Annotated in this window: 14 protein-coding genes and 1 tRNA gene; 10 read left to right on the top strand and 5 right to left on the bottom strand. The window is 54.9% G+C overall.

The window, feature by feature from the left end:
• The first annotated feature begins 643 nt into the window (after positions 1-643).
• Positions 644-898 carry a hypothetical protein gene (locus tag CGZ80_RS16205; protein WP_143543969.1) on the top strand — a complete coding sequence of 85 codons (255 nt, stop codon included), beginning with the start codon at positions 644-646 and terminating at the stop codon, positions 896-898.
• Between the two features lie 12 nt (positions 899-910).
• On the opposite strand, the gene CGZ80_RS16200 is transcribed toward CGZ80_RS16205, so the two are convergent.
• From CGZ80_RS16200 to CGZ80_RS16190, 3 genes are all read right to left on the bottom strand, one after another.
• Positions 911-1420 (bottom strand): hypothetical protein, encoded by a 510-nt coding sequence (locus tag CGZ80_RS16200; RefSeq protein ID WP_233148466.1) that lies wholly within the window; start codon positions 1418-1420, stop codon positions 911-913.
• A 540-nt stretch (positions 1421-1960) separates the two neighbouring features.
• A tRNA-Ala gene (locus CGZ80_RS16195) sits at positions 1961-2033 on the bottom strand.
• A gap of 236 nt (positions 2034-2269) precedes the next feature.
• Positions 2270-3271, bottom strand: coding sequence for an alpha/beta hydrolase (locus tag CGZ80_RS16190; protein WP_094416310.1), 1002 nt, complete (start codon positions 3269-3271; stop codon positions 2270-2272).
• A gap of 383 nt (positions 3272-3654) precedes the next feature.
• Here CGZ80_RS16190 and nusB point away from each other — a divergent pair, with 383 nt between their 5' ends.
• From nusB to CGZ80_RS16165, 5 genes are all read left to right on the top strand, one after another.
• Complete coding sequence (gene nusB, locus CGZ80_RS16185) at positions 3655-4113, top strand: transcription antitermination factor NusB (protein WP_094416284.1); 459 nt, start codon at positions 3655-3657, stop codon at positions 4111-4113.
• Positions 4114-4160: 47 nt separating this feature from the next.
• A complete protein-coding gene (locus tag CGZ80_RS16180) occupies positions 4161-4922 on the top strand; it encodes a TSUP family transporter (protein WP_094416282.1) in 762 nt (253 codons plus the stop codon).
• 38 nt (positions 4923-4960) lie between these two features.
• On the top strand, positions 4961-5809 hold the full coding sequence (locus CGZ80_RS16175; protein ID WP_094416280.1) for a TerC family protein: 849 nt from the start codon (positions 4961-4963) through the stop codon (positions 5807-5809).
• A gap of 110 nt (positions 5810-5919) precedes the next feature.
• Complete coding sequence (locus tag CGZ80_RS16170) at positions 5920-6453, top strand: GDSL-type esterase/lipase family protein (RefSeq protein WP_158222731.1); 534 nt, start codon at positions 5920-5922, stop codon at positions 6451-6453.
• Positions 6450-7310: a hypothetical protein gene (locus CGZ80_RS16165; protein WP_094416276.1), complete on the top strand. Its 861-nt coding sequence runs from the start codon at positions 6450-6452 to the stop codon at positions 7308-7310. Before CGZ80_RS16170 ends, CGZ80_RS16165 begins: the two co-directional genes overlap by 4 nt.
• Before the next feature lie 13 nt (positions 7311-7323).
• Here CGZ80_RS16165 and CGZ80_RS16160 read toward each other — a convergent pair whose 3' ends face one another.
• Entirely contained in the window at positions 7324-8976 is a 1653-nt protein-coding gene (locus CGZ80_RS16160; protein WP_094416274.1) for a hypothetical protein, read from the bottom strand.
• 281 nt (positions 8977-9257) lie between these two features.
• Positions 9258-13562 (bottom strand): spondin domain-containing protein, encoded by a 4305-nt coding sequence (locus CGZ80_RS16155; RefSeq protein WP_094416272.1) that lies wholly within the window; start codon positions 13560-13562, stop codon positions 9258-9260.
• Between the two features lie 185 nt (positions 13563-13747).
• Between CGZ80_RS16155 and CGZ80_RS16150 the strand changes: the two genes are divergently transcribed.
• The 4 genes from CGZ80_RS16150 to CGZ80_RS16135 all read left to right on the top strand — a co-directional run bounded on the left by CGZ80_RS16150 (position 13748) and on the right by CGZ80_RS16135 (position 18048).
• Positions 13748-14326, top strand: a complete 579-nt coding sequence (locus CGZ80_RS16150; RefSeq protein WP_158222729.1) for a sigma-70 family RNA polymerase sigma factor — start codon at positions 13748-13750, stop codon at positions 14324-14326.
• A complete protein-coding gene (locus CGZ80_RS16145) occupies positions 14323-14628 on the top strand; it encodes a hypothetical protein (protein ID WP_094416268.1) in 306 nt (101 codons plus the stop codon). Before CGZ80_RS16150 ends, CGZ80_RS16145 begins: the two co-directional genes overlap by 4 nt.
• 622 nt (positions 14629-15250) lie before the next feature.
• Positions 15251-16786: a serine/threonine-protein kinase gene (locus tag CGZ80_RS16140; RefSeq protein WP_094416266.1), complete on the top strand. Its 1536-nt coding sequence runs from the start codon at positions 15251-15253 to the stop codon at positions 16784-16786.
• A gap of 8 nt (positions 16787-16794) precedes the next feature.
• Positions 16795-18048 (top strand): FHA domain-containing serine/threonine-protein kinase, encoded by a 1254-nt coding sequence (locus CGZ80_RS16135; RefSeq protein WP_094416264.1) that lies wholly within the window; start codon positions 16795-16797, stop codon positions 18046-18048.
• The last annotated feature ends 8 nt before the right edge of the window (positions 18049-18056 follow it).

Below are 18056 nucleotides of genomic sequence, written 5' to 3'. Positions count from 1 at the left end.
CGTCACTCCGATTGCGACGCCGTTGATTTTTGGGTGATCGTCTTTTGGCCGAAGGCCATTCGCACCATAGGCTGGGGCATCGCCCCAGTTTTCAGTTGGCTAATCGCCATCTTTGGCTGAAGGCCATACACACTTCTCGCTTGTGCGTCTTGGCAGGTGAAATTGACCTTCGGCCAATCAGCATTTTGGGAACCGACTTCCTGTGGCGATGCCACAGGCTACGGTGGTTGAGGCATTCGGCCAATGGAATGTAGGTCGTGCTGAGGTGACATTTCTGCGATGTAGCGGTACGCATCGACAGTCCCGATTCCTGCACACTGTTGGCAGCTTGCAAGTGGCGTCGGCTGAGAAGTACTGTCAAACTCGAACTCTACCAAACTCGTTTGGGCCTGCAGACGCCGGAGCAGAGAACGCTCAATTCCAATTGTGATGGCGATTGCTTGCGACACTCCGCTTGCAACGCCGTTGATTTTTTGGGGATCGTCTTTTGGCCGAAGGCCATTCGCACCATAGGCTGGGGCATCGCCCCAGTTTTCAGTTGGCTAATCGCCATCTTTGGCTGAAGGCCATACACACTGCTCGCTTGTGACTTGGCAGGTGAAATTGACCTTCGGCCAATCAGCATTTTGGGAATCGAATACCTGTGGCGATGCCACAGGCTACGGTGATTGAGGCCTTCGGCCAATGGATTGCAGGTCGTGCTCTGAAGTTACGTTTCTTCGATGTAGCGACGCGCATCGACGGTCCCGATGCCTGGACGCTGCTGGCAGCTTGCGAATCGCGTCGGCTGATAAGTGCGGTCAAACTCGAACTCTATCACGCTCTTTTTGGGCTGGCAGAAGCCGGGGCAGAGAACGCTACTTTCGCGGAGCGAAAGGCGACATTGGTGCAACGATAGTGCGTTTGACCATCACTGGTCGGTCAGATTCTTTTGCAGTTGCGCGACGGCAAGTTCAGCATCAAGTCGATAGTACCGGGCATACTTTTCATCGATGTGACTTGCAGTGGTTCCGCGAGCGGTGCGGATCGCATCCGCTTGCTGCATGACTCGCTTTGCGAACGCCAGTCTGCCCTTTTGCAATTCCAGCTCTTCGTCCGGCGTCAGTCCCATGTCGACTCGTGACGCGATCAGCCGGTTTGCATTTTCACAAACACTCACCAGTGTGCCCTGCCCCTGTAGCCAATAGATGTAACGGGCACGAAGCTCATCCAGGCAAGCGTTGACGCGTTCCTTCTGAAGCTTTTGAATTGGATCGTCGCTTTCGGCGATCTCTATCGGGACATTGTGGACGATGGCAGGCCAGGTTTCTTCGTTCAGCCATTCACGATCCACTTTCTGGCCAAACGAAAACTCGCCACACAGCCACAAAAAGCTCAAGCACACCAAGATCGTTCGCATTTTCATTCGTCCTTTTCGCATTGAACTTGACGTCGTAGCGGTCGGCCGAGGAAACCGAGCCACGAACGTTGACCATTCATTACAACCTCGTCCGCCAATCGCGGCTAAGACCTGCGGTTACATAGGACCGCAGATTGCCCTTTAAAGAACAACGTTATTCTAAACGCATGATTTCCGCGTGTGCTGCCTTGGCAACAGACACGCCGATGGTGAATTAATCACTGGTGTACAGCCAGATCGAGAGTTGACGAATTAGTTGGTCTCCAATGATTGGACGAGCTAGCCATACGCCTCGGCGGCCAAGGCTCTCACGCTGATGCAACGCAAGTCGTGCAACGTGGTGCGCCATTGAGACGTGTCATCGAAGGGACTATGGCTCAATTAAAAGCGAGCGTGAGGAGAGAACAACACGGCTCATCAGTGAGTGTTTCCGCTGCACGATCTTTCACGAGAGCCTGATGAATCGGCTCGCGAGCCGATTCCCTCTTGGCCTCTGCACGAGAGCGAACGCAAAAACGAAAAGGCCCGCAAGACGCTTGGTCTCACGGGCCTTTCGAAAGGTGGAGGATAACGGACTTGAACCGATGACCTCTACAATGCCATTGTAGCGCTCTCCCAACTGAGCTAATCCCCCGGGATTTGAGCAAGCTTCCGCTTGCCGGTTGAGCTGGTCGCTCAACGAAGAGGCGGAAGTTACTGGTTCGCCGGATGGCTGGCAAGTCCACCTTGGAAATTCCTTGTGTGGACGTTTGCTGCCGCCAATCACTGACGAGCCGGTATCCTAGCAAACCACTGTGGCGGTTGCCAAGGCTACCCGGGGATGCTCCTAGACATTTTTTCAGGTCATCGTTTTCGCCGTTCCGGTTGTGCCTATTCGGCGTGATAGCCTCGCCACATCCAAACCAGCGTGTCCGCCAACGTCGCTTCGAAAACACGACCGTCGCAGTGACGTGAGTCGCGACTGAAGACGTAGCGGTAGTCGTAGCCTTTGGCTTTCAGTGCATCGGCGGTGCGATTGTTGGCCATCACCCAGTTGTGGTAGGTCTCTTCTGGATCATTGGCACGCAAATCGTTTTCGGCGACGTGGGTAAAGATCCGCAACGGTTTCTTGTCGCTGTTTTCGATCAGCTTCATCCCCGAGTGGTATTCCCAAGCACCAAGCGGGTACTTCGCTTCTTCGGGTGCGTCGTCGTCTTGTTGATCAACGAAGGTACCTGAGTACGTGATCAAGCGACGGAAAAGGTCAGGACGAAACCAGCCGATTGTCAGCGCCGCGGCACCACCAGAGCTGCAGCCCATGACCGCTTTGCCCCAAGGGTTTTCGGTGAACGCGATGTTGGGGTATGCCGCGCGGATGTCGGGATGATTCAGGACGGCCGGCAGAACTTCGTCGTTGATAAATCGGGCGTGCCGATCGGACATGGTGTCGTACTCCAGCCCACGTTGGCTGCCCTTGCCGTCGTTACCGCCATTTTCGACAGCGATCGTAATGAACGCAGGCAGACTGCGCTCTGGGTCTTTTGAGATCGACAGATTGTCGACAGCGTTGCGGACCAGATTCAGTCGACTCGGACCATCGAAGGTCACCAAGATGGGTGCTTCGGTGCCGTCTTTGTATTCCGCAGGAACGTAAACAAAAATTTTCCGAGACTCGCGGACGGGTTTTCGGCGGCTGAGCGTATCGTCGTCGCCCCGAAAGATTTTGCTTTCCGCGAGCGGCATCGAGAATTCGAAGTACTTGCCTTTCGGATTCCCTTGGTCCGTCAATTCGGGCTGGATCGTGTAGTCGGGGCCGACCACATGGTTTCCATTGCCGTCTGTACCAGGATTCTCGGTGTAGTCATCAGCGGCGAATGCCACGGGGCTGGCCAGAGTCGCGACGGCTAGGCAGGCATTTAGAGTCGCAAATCGGAATTGAAATCGAAGGTGTGTTTTCACGGGACGAGTGGTTTTCTGTGGGGGAAGGGATTGGGGAGGAAAGGGAGGCTTCAAGCCAGCCTAGTTTAGCAGGTCAGGCGAGCAGAAATGAAAGTCTGCCGATCAGATCTTTGCCGCGGCCTCCACCATTTGCACAAAACCCGCCCCCCGAAAAACTTCCTCGCCGTCAGCCTCGTCGGCGCGGATGCGAACGCAGTCTACAATCCGGGCTCGAACATCGATTGAGTGCTGATTTCCCCGTGGCGACATTTGTCCCTCGACGTGGCGCCGTTCGATTCATTCCCCCAATTACCTTCACTTCCCCCCTCTGAGATTGAATGTCCAGTCGTCGTCGTGCCCGTGAAATTGTCTTGCAACTACTTTACGAAGCCGATGTGAATGAGCCACGCAGTCCAGAGGATGCTCGCGAATTCATCCGTTCGCGGATGCAGGGCCGAACCGCTTTGACTGCGTTTGCCGAATCGGTCTACGCAGGAACGCTCAAGCACCGTGAAGATGTCGATCGTCACCTGGCACGTTTGGCCAAAGGTTGGACGTTGTCGCGAATGGCGATCACCGACCGCAACGTGATGCGGATGGCCGCGTATGAAATCTTGTTTTCGGAAACGCCGGGAACGGTCGCTGTCAACGAAGCGGTCGTCTTGATCAAGCGCTACGGTGACAAGAACAGCCCGCGTTTTGTAAACGGAATTTTGGATCGGTTGTTGAAAGAATTCAACGCGCCGGCCCCGGTGGTGGAAACCGAACAGGGCACCGAGAATAGCCCCGAGGGCTGAAACGCTTTGCCGTCGCCCCCTTCACCTTGACCGTGCCGCCCGAATTGATGCCAGACCTGATCAACTTGATTGGGATTGCCGCCGTGTTATCGGTGGGCATTTTCGTTCAATCGGCGGCAGGATTTGCAGCCGGACTGCTGATCGTTCCGATGCTACTTTGGCTGGGGTATTCAATCCCCGCAGCCAGCATGGCATTGTTGGTCGCGACCGTTCCACAAAACGTCATGGGCGTGTACTCGCTTCGTGACGCAATCCGTCCAAGCAAACTCCTTTGGCCGGGGATCGCACGGATCGCGTTTTACCCAATCGGGATCAGCGTGCTTGTCGTGATCGAAAGTACCTTTTCGGTCGACCGAATTCGGCAACTGGTCGGTGCCGCAGTCCTGCTATCGACGATTGCCATCATGCTTTACCGGCCGCATCCCAAACCATCGATCGCCGCGTTTTGGGGATGGATCGCATTCCCGCTGTCGGGATTCCTGCAAGGACTGATCGGTATGGGTGGCCCTGCGATGGTGTTTTGGGTTCAAGCTCACGACTGGAACACACGCCAAGTCCGCGGTTTCCTGTTTTCGATGTATCTGATCAGCCTTGGCCCCGCACTTGCAATCCTGTTGCTAAAGTTTGGTGAGAAGGTGATTCCTGCTGCGGTTTTGGCGACATTGAGCTTACCCGCTTTGTTGATCGTCACTTGGTTTGGGTTACGTTTTGGGAATTGGCTCGGCAAAGAACGTCTACGCCGGGTCACTTTAGGATTGTTGTTGCTGCTTGGCTTGGTCGGTTTGGCTTCACCCTGGTTGCGTTCCTAACAGTTGCGTCCTGTATAGACGAAGGAATAAGTACGGACATGGATATTGGATCCCTGCTTACTGGCGATGCATTCTTTGCACTGCTCACCCTGACGCTGATGGAAATCGTGCTGGGGATCGACAATATCGTTTTCATCGCGATCGTGACCGGTCGGTTGCCGGAGGAAAAACGCTCCTTTGCCAGACGATTCGGCTTGGTGTTGGCGATGGGAATGCGGATTCTGCTGTTGCTGTTCATCGGCTACCTGATGCAGTGGGTGGGCCCGCTGTTCGAACTGACCGATTTCATTTCGCTCGACTCTTTTGCCGAATACCTGCATGAACACGAAGAAGCAAACGAGATCAGCGGCAAGGACTTGATCCTGATGGGCGGCGGCTTGTTTTTGCTTTGGACCGCCGTTCGCGAAATCCATCACAAGATCGAAGGCGGCGAAGAAGAATCTGAGATCGGAAACGTCCCCGGCGAAGGAAACCAAGGGGCCGGCGGTGGTTCGGCAGGCGTCACCGTTGGCGGCGTCCTGTTCCGCATCGCATTTATGGACATCATCTTCTCCCTCGACTCGGTCATTACCGCAGTCGGCATGGCCAAACAAATCCCCGTGATGGTGTTAGCGGTTGTGATCAGCGTGGGAGTGATGATCGCGTTCGCCAACCAAATCAGCGAGTTTGTTCAGCAGCACCCTACGATCAAGATGTTGGCGCTTTCGTTTCTGATCCTGATCGCCGTCGTGCTGATCAGCGAAGCGAGCGGGACGCCGATCAGCAAAGGTTACGTCTACTTCGCGATGGCGTTTTCGCTGATGGTGGAATTCTTGAACCTGCGGATGCAGATGAAACGCTACCGGCCTAGCGAAGGCGAGGGAGAAACGGGAAGCGTTCGCCGCTGATTCGGCCCAACGGATCGCCAACCGATGGCATAATGGGAGCTTCGCCGCGTTCGAATCGCGGCCAATCGTGCATTCAACCTTCGTGCCTCCCCTACCCCATCGGCCCCACCATGAACCGAACGCTATCGTTCCGCCGCATGCGATTTGCCAGTGCCCTGCTCTTCGCCGGCGTTTTACAACCCTTTACTTCAACGTTGTCTGCCGACGAACCGGCGACCTCGGTTGAAGTCGGACAGTGCGAATTGTCGACAGGCGATACGGTTGTCTTCCTTGGCGACAGCATCACCCACCAACGGCTTTATACCCAATACATCGAAGACTTCTTCATCACCCGATACCCTTCGATCCAGCTTCATTTCCACAATTCCGGTATCGGTGGGGATCAGGCCTGGGACGCACTGCAGCGTTTACAGCGCGACGTCTTGGATCAGTCGCCTGAGTTGGTCACGATCCTGTTGGGAATGAACGACGGACGCTACCAACCGTTCAATCGCGAGATCTTTGACACGTATCAGTCGGACATGTCGAAACTGCTGGACCGACTGGAGGAGGCCAACGTCACGGTTTCGCCGATTACCCCCACAATGTTCGACGAAGGTGCCGCACGCGCCGAGCTTGAGCGACGGCGCGTGACGAAGCGATGATGCAGCAATACAACGCTGTACTCGCTTACTTTGGTACTTGGTTGCAAGGCGAAGCAGAACGTCGCGAGATGCGTTCGATCGATATGTTCAGTCCACTTAACCAGTTGACTCAGGACGCTCGCATCGAAACACCCGAGTTTACCTTCATCGGTGACGCCGTTCACCCCGGACCGGCGGGTCAGCTGATTATGGCCTACGCATGGCTGGAAGACCTTGGACAGCAAGGCCCGGTGTCAACCATCACGCTAACGCCAACCGCCAAGGGTTACCGCAATCGTGCCAACGGCGGAACGGTTTCAAACGTCAGCTCTCAAGACGAAACAATCGAGTTTGATTTTTTAGCCAACTCGCTGCCTTGGGTGACACCACAGTCAACCGAAAAAGCAGCCGAGATGCTACGTCTTGGTCATCGCTTCAGCAAAGAATCACTTCAAGTCCACGGCTTACAACCGGGCAAATACGCGTTAACGATTGACGGAACACACATCGGTGAGTTCTCAAACAATCAACTTGCCGCACACATCGAACTTCAACGATTCGCCAACACGCCTCAATCGCAACAGGCAGCCAATGTGGTCGCGATGAATGCGAAACGCAACGAAACCACAATCCGTCAACTTCGTGATCATTGGGTCGCTTATCGAAACCTGCAACGCGACAAACGATCGCTTGAAAACGCGGGTGACGAAAATGCGAAGAAGCGTTTCGAACAGCGAGTGTCTGAGGGCGAACAACGTACCGAGGGCTTCGAAGCGAAGCTTGTTGAACTTGAAAAGCAAGCGGATGCGGAGCTGGCCGAAATTTACAAAGCCGCCCAGCCCCAAACGCATCACTACGTCTTGACCAAAGTCGAATAGACGATTGCCGGTTTTAGCGTGAGTTTTTCTGAAAACTCATGCAACAACTGGCGCTGAATCCGAACGAGCGACCGGCAACACGGTCCGGGATCATTTTGCGGGAGTCAACACTTTCCTGAAAATGAACCTGGACCGTTTTTTGGCTTATCCGTTGGCTGGAACTGACCTGCCAATGTCCCAGATGATTTGCGTATCCGGTCAATGACTCGACCAAACCGCCATTCTTGTCGTGAATGGCCACTACGATCTTCGCACCGGGACGCGATCCACCAAGAAAACGCGATCCCGCATTCAGCTGCGGAAGCTCCATTTGAAGCCGACGATTCTGAATCGCATGATCCGTCCCATATCGTGACGGATCATTTCCGAAGCGTGATTGTGGGGTCAGCTTCCCGGTTACCTCTCCAATCAGATGTGACCAAGTTGGGTATTGGCCAGAGTCATAGCCATCGAACGTAAAAAAGGCGGTCGCTGATACGGTCGAAGCAATCTTTTCGGTCGACTCGAATCGATTGACGGGTTGCAACTTTCGCGAGCTGCCAACTTCGCCAGACACTTGCAATTGATTATTTAAAACGGCTCCACACTGCCCTGTTCCGTTTTTCAACCGCAATACAAATTGCAACGTGATTGACTGCCCGGGTTCAATCTCTCCGCTCACCCCGTCAAACAGTTCACCGTCGCTAACGACTCGCTTCAATCGCGGTGTCTTTGTCGCGTTTGAATGTACGATGAACGGTCCGAATAAAAGGTCGTCGAATCGGTCGCCAAATGTTTTTGCGGAATCGTCGGTCAAGCGAATGTTCTGTACGGCAACATGCCCGGTGTTTTTGATCTGAATTTGAACGGTCAAATTCGTAAACAGTCCGGTACGATCGGCAGACAGAACTTGTTTATCGATTGCCAGTTGGGGCGTGGGGTTGCGAAACGTTTCCTGCTCGGAGTGCAGAGACTCCTGGAGTTCGCCATCACTGGGATGATCCGATAGATCTAATTTCAACGTCGACTGGTCAGCGACGATCAAATGGGACGTTTGTCCCATCGCTTCCGCTTTTGCGGTCGCGACCAATTGATCATCGACCAATCGAGCACCCAACATCTGCGGGTCGGCCTCGACCGTTAACCGAAACGTTACCGCTTCATTCGGTGCCAGCCGGTTTTCAAATCCGACGCCGCGCCGCAAGATTGCCGGTGCCAACGATGTCCCGTCATAATTCGGGTTCACTGTCGCTGCGCGGACAGCGTCAGACCGAACCAATCGCGGGCGGCGTACCAAGCCGACATAGGCATTGCCGAAACAGGCATCGAAGTCCATCGTCAGATGTGATTGCACCAGCGGCTCGTTGCCAACGTTTGTCAACGTCACATCGAAAGTGATTTCGACATGTCGCTCCATCTGTGATGTCGCGGGCGTGATCGAGAAAACTTTTTGACTGACACGGACGGCCGGATTGATCCCGTCGTCATCAGCTTCATCTTGTGGTTGGAAATCTCTTCCAGCACCTTTGATCGATTCGCCAATTGGTCTGCGAAACCGATTCGACGTTGTGTACGAAAAGGTTTCTTGTGCCTGCGAGTCAAACAACTTCGAATCAAACAAACGGTTTTGTCCAACAGGTTCATTGGACGGGTTTCGCAATCCTGTTAAGAACGGATTTCGGGTCATAGCGTAACAGTACCTACCGCCCCATCGCCAAAAGCGACCGGACGCATCAGTCAGAGATTTCAATCGAAGAGCCATCGAAGTCGCGTCGGGGAACGCACTTCGCCAGAAACGTCTTCATGGATAACGGTCGAGGGTCGCCCCTCACCGAAATGAATCGGCGTGGAATCGACACGGACCATCAGAGACTCCACGGATGGCGCAAACCGTGCGGGATGTGCCAGAGATTCAGCCTTCGCTGACTTTGACACTCGGTCCAGCAAACGAATTGTTGCTAATCTCGCTCAGAACAACGATGACTCGAGTTCGAGTTCGATGTCGTCATCCGACTTGTCCTCCGACAACAGCCCGCTGCCAAATTCGGGATCCGCAAAAACCGAATCAATTGCTTCGCCTTGTGCACTGTTGGACGAAAGCAAACGTGCGAGCTCATTGATCACCGTCAATGCGTCCATCGGACTGATCACCTCGTCACCGGCCACGTCCAGTGCCAATCCGGTCGCTTGGGCTTCGTCAGCGATGGTATCTGTCCTTCCGGAGCGTCCCAAGAAATTGATGATCAACAGAGCATCCAAGGGTGAGACTTTCCCGTCGCGATTGACGTCTGCTTTCAGTGCCGCGTTTTGCAGTGAAACACTGCGAACGGAGCAAGCGGAGAGCACGCCGGTACAAACGTCGGCTTCCGGATCGAACAGCGAAATTGTGATGCGAACAATCGGCGATTGCGAAGTAAACGCAGTTCCCAGCGCATTTCCGGTCGGTAAATCGGCGCCGATGAATTCGTCCAAGCCGTCGTGAGTGTGGATCACACCATTTTCATCGACAGACATACCCCCACTCAACGTGAACGCGGCACCACCATCAGGATCGTTGACTTCGGTGCCACTGTCCAACACGTCCCGGCCATACAACGTGATCTGTCTTGCGCCATGAAAGTTGCCTTGTGGATCGAACAGCTCGTATTGCCGCGGGTTGCGATTGGCGACAAAAGCGTCATTGGATGGAACCACCATGCTCGCGAAGCATAGGAAGCGATTCATGTACGATTGCCGCACTTCGATAACCTGGCTCGCGACTTCTCCCGGATCAAAAACGGGCAACCCAGGAAAACCTGCCGGCGCAGTGACAACGGTTTCAACGCCATCAGATTCGTCCATGAACCGATCCGAAAGCACGCCGGAGTTGCCTTGTTCGGCAAGCATTTCGATACCGGCGAATTGCGATGCCGGCATCCCCCCTCGGGCAAGTTCAAACCCGCCTTCGTGCAATCCTACCCAAAATGGGCTGAGATAAAGCCCGTTGCTTTCGGTCAGTGACTCGATTGAAATTTGCAATCGCACCCCAACGTCCACCGCAAAGTCACCGACGGAAGTTGCCTGTGTCGCTTGCCCGAACGTGTCGCTCACTTCGCCACTGCGGACGGTGACGAAATAGTTCCCGTTGTCACGCGCCGTGAACGGGCCATCCATGGGTTTCACTCGGTAGACGACCGATACAGAAGTATCGCCAGACGCAGCCGCCGGATCGATCATCGCGTCGACGACTTCCAAGGAGTGGTTCAATGGCCCGACCACCATGATGTCGTGTGGATCGATGGTTGATAAATCGATGCCCGACGGATCACGATAGGTCACGTGCACCTCGTGCGTATCGGTTCCAGCTAGCGTGACATCACTTGCCATCGCTTCGGCTGTCGGTCCTTGATGATCGACAGGGACCTGCGTTGAACCAGCCATTCCGATCGTTAAACGCGCGATAGGTGTCGAAGCATTGAATGCCGACATCAAGGTTCCGCCCGTGGGAAGTTCCGCACCGATAAAATCCGCAAGTCCACTATGTCGATGGATCACGCCAGACTCATCGACCGAGCTTCCTCCAGCGACTGTGAATGCCGCGCCGCCCGCCGGATCATTGACTTCGGTTCCAGCATCCCAAATATCACGACCATAGACCGTAATCGTTTGGGGGCCTCTAAAAAATCCTTGGGCATCGAACAGCTCAATTGCTCTCGAATTCAGGTTGGCAACGAAAGCATCGTTGGACGGAATCACCATGCTGGCGTAGCTGAGGAATCGATTCTGGTTGGTGTTGAAGACATCCAGCATTCCCGTCGTGACTTCATTCGGTTCTAAGATCGGTGCTCCCGGGAATCCGTCTGGCGCGGTCACAACCGTTTCCATGCCTTGCGTTTCATCTTGAAACCGTAAAGACAACATCGTCGGATCGCCTTCTTCGGCAATCATTTCCAGACCGCCGAAATCAGCCGCCGCTTGCCCCGCTGTCGCGACCTTGAAACCACCATCGTGAACTCCAATCCAGAACGGCGTCTGCGATAGTCCACCGCTCGGCAACAGATTTTCGAGAGTGATCTCAAGTGACACGGGCAAGTAAACTTCAAACGAACCCAAGGAATTCGCATCGGACGTGTTCGAGATCGAATCGGCGACTTCTCCGTCGCGGACGCTAACAAAATAAAGCCCGTTGTCGCGAGGAGTTACCGTGTCGCCAAGCTTCGACGCAATTTCGTAGGTTGCAACGACTCGATGGTTGTTCTGCCCTTGGACTGCGTCCGTTGTCACGCCGACGACTTCCAAATTATCCGCGCCGGTCCCAAGCAGATGCAGGTCGTCGACATCAATGCTGCTCACGTCTATCCCTGACGGATCAGTGTAGACCACTTGCACGTGATGAGTACTTTGACCAGACGTCAACAAATCACTTGCGTCCAATGTTGCCATCGGCCCAGTGTGATCTTGCGGCGTTGCCGGGTGACCTTCCATCGAAATGGTGAATCGACCGATCGGAGTCAGCGAATCAAATGCAAACCCTAAGTCCTCGCCTGTAGCCAACCCACCGCCGACGAAGTCATCAAGCCCGACGTGGCGATGGATCACGCCACCTTCATCAACCGCCGTACCGCCTCCAGTCGAGAAAGCGGCGCCGCCTGCGGGATCGTTCACTTCTGTCCCAGCATCCCAAATATCACGCCCATAAACGGTAAATGTCTGCGTTCCTCTGAATTGACCAAACGCATCGAACAACTCTATTCCACGCGGATCAAAGTTCGCGATAAACGCATCGTTAGACGGGATGATCATACTTGCGTAGCTGAAGAAACGTTGACGCAGCGGATTCGCAATTTCAAGACTCTCGCTGACCGTTTCGCCGGGTTCAAAAATCGGAGCACCGGGGAATCCGTCTGGTGCAAACAACACCCCGTCGACTCCGTTGGATTGTGAAGCAAACCGGTTTCGTAGCCCACTGACGTCGCCTTCTTCGGCAACAGCTTCCAGGCCAGCAAAGTTCGATGCGGCTACTCCACTCAGCCCGACACGGAAATTCCCATCGTGAGTCCCGACCCAAACCGGTGTGTTGAACAGCCCGTCGGAATCACTCAAATTCTCGAATGAGACATTCAAACGCATTGGGATATCAACACCGAATTCACCTAGGTGCATTGGAGAGGCACTGTGACCGAAGGGATCGTTCACCTGGTTACCGAGCAACGCGACGCTGTACGTCCCGTTGTCAAGCGGATCGAACGAGCCGTCGTGCGTGGAGAGATGGTACGTCGCGGTGACTTCGTGTGGCGTCGTTCCTGGTAAAGCGTCAGTCGTCACCGAATCGACATTCAACGTCGTCAACAAAGGCCCGATCACACGAATGTCAGATGGATCAATGCTTGTCAGGTCGACACCTGAGGGATCACTGTAGGTGACTTGTATGGCGTGGTGGGTCGACATCGTTTTCAGCTGATCGGCATGAAATCGGACCTTCGGTCCTGAATGATCAAACGGAGACTGAGGATCGGAATCCAATGCGATGGTGATCCGGGCGATTGGTGTTTGGGGCGCGAACGCCCGCCCCAAGTCATCACCGGTCGGCAATCCGGTACCAACGAATTCGTCCAAACCGCTGTGGTGCATGACGACGCCCCCTTCATCAACGCCGGTACCGCCGAGGGTTGAGAATGCCGCCCCGCCACTGGCATCGTTGACTTCGGTCCCCGCGTCATAAACATCGCTTCCGTAGATGACGATCGAACGCGCTCCGGTAAATTGACCGGTGGCGTCAAATAGCTCAATCGCCATCGGATCCAAGTTCGCGATGAAAGCGTCGTTGGACGGGATCACCATCGATGCGTAACTGAAGTAACGTTCCGTCGTCGTGTCCGACAAAAATAGTGGGGCGACGGCAATTTCATAGGGTTCAAACACCGGTGCCCCTGGGAATCCAGAAGGCGCCGCGATTACCGCATCGTGTCCGTTGGAATCGCTGGCAAATCTCGCTGCGATTCCACTGGTGTCGCCTTCTTCGGCAAGTTGTTCGAGACCTGTGAAGTTTGCTGCCGGTTGTCCGAGAGCCGCCGTTTGAAATGTCCCATCATGTGCCGCAATCCAAAATGGAGTTTGTGCCAGTCCGTTTTCGTCTGACAGATTCTCAATCGTGATACGCAGCGTCTCCGCTGCCAGCATATTGCGTGTTTCCATCGTTTGGACTTGCAACACCCGGCGAATGGAATTCTTGCCGGAGGATGCTTTACGGCTGACACGTCGCGAGATTAGGCTTTGCAAATGACGTCGTTTCATCAAACAAGTCCGCCCCTAAAGGAATAAGAAGACTATTACCCCGTGATGGCGGTTGCCGTGTTTAGATAGCTATTGGTTTAGCAACCGCACTCTGGTCTGTGACCTTTTGAATGATTGGTCGCATGTGCCGATCAGAATTCACACGCATTCGGTCATTTCTTTTCGCTTTCCAAAGTTCAGGACGCATGAACACTAAGAACGGAATCGCAAGTCTGGACAGCGACGTGGCCGACGTTCTGGAACAATGTGTGGACCGATTCGGAAACGCACTCTTCCGATTTGCTTTCGCGCGTACCGGTCAAGAAGCGGTCGCCGAAGAGTTGGTGCAAGAGACGTTTCTTGCTGCGATCGCTGGCGGAAAGAAATTCCGTAATGAAGCGACCCTGTCGACTTGGCTGTTTGCAATCCTGAAGAACAAAGTCGCCGATCATTTTCGCGTTCAGAATCGCCGCGTTTCCGAACAACCACTCGATCGTACACCCGACGGGCAGCCGTCACCATCGACGTACCGCGATAATCCTGAGGCGTTATTTGAAGCGGACGAGTTTTGGGAAACGTTTCACGGTTGCGTCGATCGGCTTCCAAACAAATTGGCGGAAGTGTTTATCTTGCGAGAAATTAACCAGCATTCACCCCAGGAAATTCGTGAATTGCTAGGCATCGGAGCGACCAACCTTTCGATGCGTCTCAGCCGGTGTCGGCTCGCGCTCCGCGAATGCCTTAACGTCCGCTGGTTTGACCAATCCAATTCAACGAAGTCTTGAAAGCCAAACTCTTCACGCTGCTGAAACGGATTCAAATGGTCCTGACGCTCCACTGTGAGGAAGCGTCCCATCTGATGTCAGACTCTCACGATCGGCCCCTGGAATTCCACGAGCGCGCGGCACTCCGCGGACACAAGTTGTCTTGCGGCCGATGCTGCAAGCTCGAACGCGATTTGGATCTGGTCGTCGCGGCCAGCCGAAAGGGGCACCTACGCGTTCCAGAAGACAACGCCCCTGATTTGAGCGACACGGCCAAGCAGCGCATCAAAGCGACCATTCGCCAGGCCGTCGATGACCAGTAACCGGCCGGGCCTTCGGCCCTACAGGATTTTTGTGGCGACCTTTACCCGGCCCTGCGGACCGGGCTAGGTAACCGGCTGGACCTTCGGCCCAAAAATGCAACACCGTTTTAGGGGCGAAGCCCCGGCCAATTACCTAGCCCAGGCCAACGGCCTGGGATACCAAGCAAAACAATTCACAGAGGGCCAAAGGCCCGGCACGTTACCGCCCCGCATCTTATCCAAACGCACATCGCCACCGATTTGGCCGGTCGTGGCTTCGCCCCTAAAACGATCCCCGTCCCAAACGTGGGCCGAAGGTCCAGCCAATTACCCAGCCCAGGCCAACGGCCTGGGGCATCAATAAAAACGAATCACAAAGGGCCAAAGGCCCGGCACGTTACCGCCAAACTCCGCACCCATCCGTTGTTGGCGGCCCCTCTTGATCGCGACCGGATTCTTTCCCCGACCGTTCCGATCCATCCATTCTCTTCGCTCACCAATGAATGTTTTGTGAATCGCGACGCGCCATACCCGCCTCGCACTTGTACGGCTATCTTCGGACTTTGATAAACTGCGTTTACTGACAGGTGGGCTGCGGATTGACGGCCCACCACCTTTGTGACGCCTCTCATCGTTTGGCACTGTGGACGATCCGCACACCGACGACCAATTGGATGCCCCTACCGAGCACGGCACACCCGGCTTGACCGATACCGGTTCAGCCAGCTTCGATCTGGATGCACCTACCCCCACGCCGTCCGGGAACGGCCGATGCGGCGAGAGGAGGTTCCCCGTCGCTGGTCAACATATCGACGAATATGAGATCGTGCGTGAGATCGCTCGCGGGGGAATGGGCGTCGTTTTCCTCGCCAAACAGCAACCGCTGAACCGCTTCGTCGCACTCAAGATGATCCTTGAAAGCAACGTCGCGAACGATGCAGAGCGAAAGCGATTTGAAAACGAAGCCCGTGCCGCCGGAGCATTGGACCACCCCGGAATCGTGCCCGTCTATGAAGTCGGCTCGCACGACGGGTGCCCCTATTTCTCAATGGGATACGTCGATGGCAAAAGCCTTGCGGCAACCCTGCAAGACGGTCCTTTGCACCCGACGCATGCGGCCCGCATCGCGCAGGCGGTTGCCACCGCGATCGCCCACGCCCATGACCAAGGGATCATCCATCGCGATATTAAACCTGCCAACATCTTGATCGACCGTGAAGGAAATCCGCGTCTGACCGATTTTGGCGTTTGCAAATTACTGTCTGCCCAAAGCCAATTGACCACCAGCGGCGAACTGATTGGCACGCCACATTACATGCCTCCCGAACAAGCCGGAGGCGCCGACGCGACGATTGGTCCTGCGTCGGATGTCTATTCAATTGGTGCAGTGCTTTACGCGATGATGACCGATCGGCCGCCATTTCTGGCACCGTCTCCGATCGACGTTGTCGCCCAAGTGATGACCAAAGATCCGGTTCCACCTAGCCAGTTCTTTTCTGGTATCCCACATGATCTCGAAACCATCACACTGAAATGTCTCGCCAAGGCTCCAGCCGATCGCTACGCGACCGCACATGATCTGGCGGATGACCTTCACCGATTTCTAAACGGTCAACCGATCCACGCTAAACCTCCAGGAATCGTACAAAGGATTCGACACGCGGTCCGTCGCCACGTATTGCTTGCGAGTGTTTCCGGCAGCATGGCGCTGTTGTTGGTCGTGCTATTGATCATCCTGGGCGTCGCTCTCGTCCAATCCCAGAGCAAAGTCGCAAGACTGCAAAATCTCTTGGAAGTCGAACGCAACGGAGCACGACGGTTCGCCGGCGCAAGACTTTCTCGCGACACGACGAAAGATCAGTTCGAAATCGAACGCTTGACGGACGCCGCGATCGAATTCGCAGATGACGACCCACAACTGGCAATTCACCTTTCAATTCATGCTGCTGAACTGGCGTTCGAAAACGATGTCAACGCTCCTTCGCGACTCGTCAAGTTTCTCCGTCAAGTCGCCCAGTCTGATACCGATCCGGCTCTTCCCGACGAGCCAACTTTGCAAAGCTTGATCGAACAGGCAGAGAAACGCCTGACCCGTCAATTGACTGAATTTGAACACAAAATCTACGGATTGATTGATCGCTCCGCGACGTTCGATTCGCCCCCGTTGGAAACTGAATAGGCAACACGATGAACCCACACTGGAAACTGGTCGTCTCGGAAGGGCCTGATCAAGGCCGCGAATTCTTACTCGCCGATAGTCAGCCGCTACTGGTTGGCCGAGGCAGCGATAGCGACACCAAAATACGCGACCCAAAAGTCAGTCGCATTCACTGCGAAATTCGCGTGGACGATTCCACTCCCGTCGTCATCGACCGTGGTGGTGCGGGCGGAACCTTGGTGGACGGTGAACCGATCGACCAGCCTCGTCGACTTCGCCCCGGGTCCGTGCTACGAATCGGCGAATCGATCCTGCGAATCGAAAACGGAACACAGCAAGACCAACCAACGGTTCGCTTTACGACGACCCCCGATACCATCCCCAATGATGAACCGGTTCCGATCGGCGGTGTCACCGAATTGGTCGGCCAGACCTTGCATCACTACGTCTTGAAAGACCTGATCACAATCGGTCGAAACAGTGCGATGTTTCGTGGTTACGACAGCAAACGCGATCGTGACGTTGCCGTCAAAGTCTTGCTTCCACAGATGACAGCGACTGATGATCAACGCGAGCGTTTCATCCGTGCGATGAAAACCGTTCTACCGATCGAACACGACCATATCGTCAAGCTTTACAACGCTGGCAAGAAAGGCCGCTATTGCTGGGCGGCTTTGCAATGGGTCGAAGGAACCAGCGCCGCAAAATTGATCGAACGGATCGGGATCGGCGGCACACTCGATTGGCGCGAAGCATTCCGCTGTGGGCTTCATATCGCACGCGCACTCGTTGCCGCGTCGCAACACGGAATCGTCCATCGCAATATCACGCCCGCGAATATCCTCCGCCGCGATGAAGACAATGTGTACATGCTCAGCGATTTGGTGTTCGCCAAAGCCCTGGAATCGACTGACGCATCGCAATTGACGAAGCCGGGGGACATCATTGGCGAACTCGGCTATCTCGCCCCAGAACGCGTGATGGATGCAACCAGCTTGGACCGACGTAGTGACTTTTACGGACTGGGCGCGACCATGTTCGCTTTGCTGACCGGGAACCCACCTTACGCCGCAACGTCGATCGGCGATTGGATTCGATCCATCAACCACGATAAACCCGTCGCACCGGTCGCTTCGCAGATTGGCATGGATGAGCGGCTGAGTGACTTGGTCATGCGATTGATCGACCGGCAACCGGAGAACCGCTTCGAAACTGCCAGCGAGGTGCTGGACGATTTCAAGCGAGTGGGGACGTTCGCCGGTTTGGATATTTCACGACTGTAGTTCCACGA

Origin of the sequence: Rhodopirellula sp. MGV, from assembly GCF_002251265.1 — a bacterium.
GTDB classification, from domain to species: Bacteria; Planctomycetota; Planctomycetia; order Pirellulales; family Pirellulaceae; genus Stieleria; species Stieleria baltica_A.
The sequence above is the reverse complement of the archived record's forward strand: the minus strand, read 5'-3'. Positions and strand labels throughout refer to the sequence as shown.